At 65.5% G+C, this 4,642-nt stretch carries 5 protein-coding genes; 4 read left to right on the top strand and 1 reads right to left on the bottom strand.

What is annotated here, in order from left to right; genetic code table 11:
* Positions 1-124 precede the first annotated feature (124 nt).
* Positions 125-517: a DUF1761 domain-containing protein gene (locus tag ACYPYD_RS11725; RefSeq protein ID WP_008833528.1), complete on the bottom strand. Its 393-nt coding sequence runs from the start codon at positions 515-517 to the stop codon at positions 125-127.
* A 131-nt stretch (positions 518-648) separates the two neighbouring features.
* Here ACYPYD_RS11725 and rimO point away from each other — a divergent pair, with 131 nt between their 5' ends.
* The 4 genes from rimO (at position 649) to ACYPYD_RS11705 (ending at position 4,534) form a co-directional block, all read left to right on the top strand.
* On the top strand, positions 649-2,028 hold the full coding sequence (rimO, locus tag ACYPYD_RS11720) for a 30S ribosomal protein S12 methylthiotransferase RimO (protein ID WP_008833529.1): 1,380 nt from the start codon (positions 649-651) through the stop codon (positions 2,026-2,028).
* A 290-nt stretch (positions 2,029-2,318) separates the two neighbouring features.
* Positions 2,319-2,981, top strand: a complete 663-nt coding sequence (gene tenA / locus ACYPYD_RS11715; RefSeq protein WP_036523586.1) for a thiaminase II — start codon at positions 2,319-2,321, stop codon at positions 2,979-2,981.
* 244 nt (positions 2,982-3,225) lie between these two features.
* The gene (locus tag ACYPYD_RS11710) at positions 3,226-3,987 is read left to right on the top strand and encodes a competence/damage-inducible protein A (protein ID WP_459663287.1); all 762 of its coding nucleotides are present in this window, start codon (positions 3,226-3,228) and stop codon (positions 3,985-3,987) included.
* A gap of 31 nt (positions 3,988-4,018) precedes the next feature.
* Positions 4,019-4,534 carry a hypothetical protein gene (locus ACYPYD_RS11705; protein WP_459663286.1) on the top strand — a complete coding sequence of 172 codons (516 nt, stop codon included), beginning with the start codon at positions 4,019-4,021 and terminating at the stop codon, positions 4,532-4,534.
* Positions 4,535-4,642 lie beyond the last annotated feature (108 nt).

Genomic DNA, 4,642 nt, shown 5'->3' with positions numbered 1-4,642 from the left:
GCGCAGGCTGGGACCGCTAACCGCAAAAAACCTGCGTAGCGTGAGGGCGCTTTGACGAAGGTTGGGCGCACAGCCGCCAGCGGTCCCAGCCTGCGCTGGGATGACGACAGTGTTTGCAGCAACCTTACCCGAATACCCAGAACACCAGCCCCATCGCCAGGTAGGCGACCAGCCAGAACGCGCAGTCGATCACCCGGCGCGCGGGCTCGGTGCGGCTGCGTGAGTGCGTCAGCCACACCGCAGGCATGACGAAGGCGATCGCCAGTCCGCCGCTCTGCATGAAGTAGAGCCAGGGCTTCGCCGCCAGCGTCTCGGCGCCGATCCGGGCGAGCGCATGGCCCAGCATCGCCGCGCTGATGAGGAACACCACGGCCATGGTGATGTAACCGCCCGCACGTTCGGAACTGCCGGGGACGATCTGGCGTCCGTCACGGAACAGCACGGTGTTCCACACGACGCCCGCCGCTACCGCGAGCGCTGCAGCCAGCACGACCGCCAGCCAGTTCACCGGACCCATTTCCAATCCTTCCCTAAGTGCGGTGCCCTGTCTTGCAGGCTCCGTGCACTTGTGCAAGTTTTGCGAATCACCCGCAAAATTCGTTTTTCGTGACTCGGACGCCATTTGCGGGTATCGGGCGCGCCAATCCCATGGCTATCGAACTCCCCTCCCCGCCGAAAGTCGGCATGGTCAGCCTCGGCTGCCCGAAAGCGCTCGTCGATTCAGAGCGCATCCTCACCCGCCTGCGCGCGGACGGCTACGACATGAGCCCGGACTATTCCGGCGCCGACGTCGTGCTCGTCAACACCTGCGGCTTCCTCGATTCCGCCAAGGAAGAAAGCCTTGCCGCCATCGGCGAGGCGATCGCCGAGAACGGCCGCGTGATCGTGACCGGCTGCATGGGCAACGAGGCCGAGGCGATCCGGGCCAAGTTCCCGCAAGTCCTCGCGGTGACCGGCGCGCATCAGTACGAGGCAGTCGTCGAGGCGGTGCACGAGGCGGCCCCGCCCGAACTCTCGCCCTACCTCGACCTGATCCCGCAGGCCTACGACGACGCCGGCGTGAAGCTGACGCCGCGCCACTACGGCTACCTCAAGATCTCCGAGGGCTGCAACCACGCCTGCTCGTTCTGCATCATCCCCAGCTTGCGCGGAAAGCTGGCAAGCCGCCGCATCGACGCGGTGCTGCGCGAAGCGGAAAAGCTGGTGCAGGCCGGAACGCGCGAACTGCTCGTCATCAGCCAGGACACTTCGGCCTACGGCGTCGACGTGCGCCACGAGGAACGCATGTGGAAGGACCACGCGGTCCGCACCCACATGACCGACCTCGCCCGCGAACTCGGCGGCCTGAAGGATGCGCAGGGCCGCAAGCCGTGGGTGCGCCTGCACTACGTCTACCCCTACCCGCACGTCGACAACGTCATCCCGCTGATGGCCGAAGGGCTGATCACGCCCTACCTCGACATCCCGTTCCAGCACGCGGCGCCGTCGGTGCTCAAGGCGATGAAGCGCCCGGCGAACGAGGCCAAGGTGCTCGACCGCATCCACAAGTGGCGCGAAATTTGCCCGGATATCGCGATCCGCTCCAGCTTCGTCGTCGGCTTCCCGGGCGAGACCGAGGCGGACTTCCAGTACCTGCTCGACTGGCTCGACGAAGCGCAGCTCGACCGCGTCGGCGCCTTCCGCTTCGAACCGGTCGAGGGTGCCTCGGCCAACCACCTGCCCGATCCGGTGCCGGAAGAGGTCAAGGAAGAGCGCTACCAGCGGATCATGGAAAAGACCGCCGCGATCAGCGCCGCGAAGCTCGCCGCCAAGGTCGGCCGCGTGCTGCCCGTCATCATCGACGAAGTGGGCGAAGCGGACGAAGACGGTGACGTCGGTGCAACCGGCCGCTCGCAGGCGGACGCTCCCGAGATCGACGGAAACGTCTTCCTGCGCGACGCTGGTGGGCTGCAAGTCGGTGATATCGTTGAAGTTCTCGTCGAAGATGCGGACGAGCACGACCTCTATGGGGCCGTTTTGCAAAGTTGACGCTCAGCGCACAGAGGGCGACCGTTGCAAGACATGCAACTTATGTAATGGTTTTCGCGTTTGCGGGAATCACCCTCCGAAAGCATATGGGGGGTGCCTTTCAGGCATCCTCTCCCAAAACTTCTACAGGGCTGGTCTTCGGACCGGCCCTTTCTTTTTGCCTGCGTTCCGCGCCGCGAGGCATGGTCCCCCGGCACTTTCGTCATTGCGATCGCAGCGACGAAGATGGTCATTCGCAATTGATCCTGCTTTAAGCGCGCCCGACTTTCGTATCCGAGGGAACTTCGCGCATGAGCTTTTGCCAAACGGTCTGGGAAGAGGTCGCACCGCTGCGCCGGGCGATCCTCGATCACCCCTTCCTGAACGAACTGGCCGCCGGAACGCTCGCGCCCGAAAGTTTCCGGCATTACATCGTGCAGGACAGCCTCTACCTCGCCGAGTATTCCCGCGCCCTCGCTCTCGCCGCGGCGCGCGCACCGACCGCGAGCGGCCGCCTCGAATTCTCCGACGGAGCCAAAGTCGCCGTGCAGGTCGAGGAAGCGTTGCACCAGGCATTCTTCGCCCAGTTCGGCGTCACCGCCGAGATCGCGGCGGCCAGCGAGCCGACGCCCGCATGCCTCGGCTACACCAGCTACCTGTCCGCACTGGCCGCGACACGCAGCTACGAGGAACTGATCGCGGGCATCCTCCCGTGCTTCTGGGTCTACTGGGAGGTCGGCTGCGACGTGAAGCCGCGCGCCGCCTCGCCCAATCCCTATGCCGCCTGGATCGACACGTACGCCGCGCCCGCGTTCGGCGAAGCGACCGACCGCGTCCGCGCCCTTGTCGATGAAGCCGCGCAAAACGCCACGGACGCGACGCGCGCAGCCATGGTCACCGCGTTCCGCAATGCAACGCGCTTCGAATGGATGTTCTGGGATTCCGCCTATTATCGCGCAATCTGGCCGATCTGACGCGCAACCGCACAAAACCACGGTTTCCCACGTACACGCTTCAAGTTGCATTCCTTGCAACTTTGCTCAATCTTTTCGCATTTGCAGCAAAGCGCGATTCCGAACATAAGGAACTCGCCTTTCAGGCATCCTCTCCCAAAACTTCTACAGGGCTGGTCTTCGGACCGGCCCTTTCTTTTTGCACCCGCGAGCAGATTTGCGAGCCCCCTAGCCCCGCGCGCCCATTTGCCCTAGCGATACCGCCATGGCTTCCCAGCAGCGAATCTTCACCGCCGCCCTCGTCGTCATCGGCGACGAAATCCTCTCGGGCCGCACGCACGACAAGAACATCGCCCAGGTCGCCACCTGGCTGCAGATCCAGGGTATCCGCCTGAAGGAAGTGCGCGTCGTCGCCGACGAGACGCCATCCATCGTCGAGGCGGTGAACACCCTGCGCGCGCGCAACGACTACTGCTTCACCACCGGCGGCATCGGCCCCACGCATGACGACATCACCGTGGACGCCATCGCCGAGGCGCTGGGCGTGCCGGTCATCGTCCATCCCGAAGCCCGCGCGATCCTGGAAGAATACTACACAACGCGCGGCGGCCTGACCGAGGCACGCCTACGGATGGCGCGCACGCCGGACGGTGCCAGCTTGATCCCCAATCGCTACACCGGGGCACCGGGCATCCGCTGCGGCAACGTGTTCATCATGGCCGGCGTGCCCAGCATCACCGCAGGCATGCTCGACGCGCTCTCCGGCCAGCTTGCGGGCGGCGCGCCGTTGCTGTCCGAGACGGTCGGGTGCTGGGTGGGCGAAAGCGAAGTGGCCGAACTGCTGCGTGAAACCGAAAAGACGTTCGAGACCTGCCAGATCGGCTCCTACCCGTTCTGGGGCGAAGGGCGCACCGGCGCGAATTTCGTGATCCGTTCGGTCAGCGCCGAGGATCTCGCCGCCTGCACCCGCGCGCTCGTCGAAGGACTGGCGGCGATGGGCCGCCCGGCGGTCCCCGGTGGCATTTGAGCTTGCGGCGCCTGCTGCGATCATGGCCGTGATGGCTTCCGCGACTTCGCCTGCAATGCCCGCCGCCACGCTGGAACAGTTCGAGACGGTCCTGCGCCGCCACGACAGCGCAACCCTGGCGCTGGAGGAGTGGTGCGGCATGCGCGGCGTCACCGATCCGCGGATCACCGCGCAGACGCTGGCCACCGGCGGCGAGGCTCCTCCCGCAGCGATGCGCGAGCATCTCAGGCTTGCGGACGGCGAAACTTTCGCCTTGCGCAATGTGCGCCTGAGCTGCGGCGGCACGGTGCTTTCGGTCGCGTGGAACTGGTACGTCCCGGCACGGCTGACGCCCGCGATGAACGAAGCTCTGCGCGTGACGAATACGCCGTTCGGCAAAGTCGTCGCCCCGCTCGGGTTCAAGCGGCGTCCGCTCGCGACGGTGGCGGGACCGGCGGAGAATTGCCCGGCGGACACGATCTCGACGCATCAGGCAATGCTGGTCCTGCCCGACGGACGCCCGCTGGCTTACCTTGTCGAGTGCTACACGGCGGCCAACCTGCGCTGATCGTCGGCGGGGGCTTCGACAAGCTCAGCTGCGACCCTTCGACAAGCTCAGGGTGAGCGGAGTTAGTGTAATGCCCTATCAATCCCGCTCAGGCTGAGCTTGTCGAAG

Source organism: Novosphingobium sp. 11B (genome assembly GCF_054589055.1).
The sequence above is the reverse complement of the archived record's forward strand: the minus strand, read 5'-3'. Positions and strand labels throughout refer to the sequence as shown.

Bases quoted from the DNA above. Each gene is read 5' to 3' on its own strand.
- ACYPYD_RS11725 (WP_008833528.1), bottom strand. From the start codon at position 517: ATGGGTCCGGTGAACTGGCTGGCGGTCGTGCTGGCTGCAGCGCTCGCG.
- rimO (WP_008833529.1), top strand. From the start codon at position 649: ATGGCTATCGAACTCCCCTCCCCGCCGAAAGTCGGCATGGTCAGCCTC.
- tenA (WP_036523586.1), top strand. From the start codon at position 2,319: ATGAGCTTTTGCCAAACGGTCTGGGAAGAGGTCGCACCGCTGCGCCGG.
- ACYPYD_RS11710 (WP_459663287.1), top strand. From the start codon at position 3,226: ATGGCTTCCCAGCAGCGAATCTTCACCGCCGCCCTCGTCGTCATCGGC.
- ACYPYD_RS11705 (WP_459663286.1), top strand. From the start codon at position 4,019: ATGGCTTCCGCGACTTCGCCTGCAATGCCCGCCGCCACGCTGGAACAG.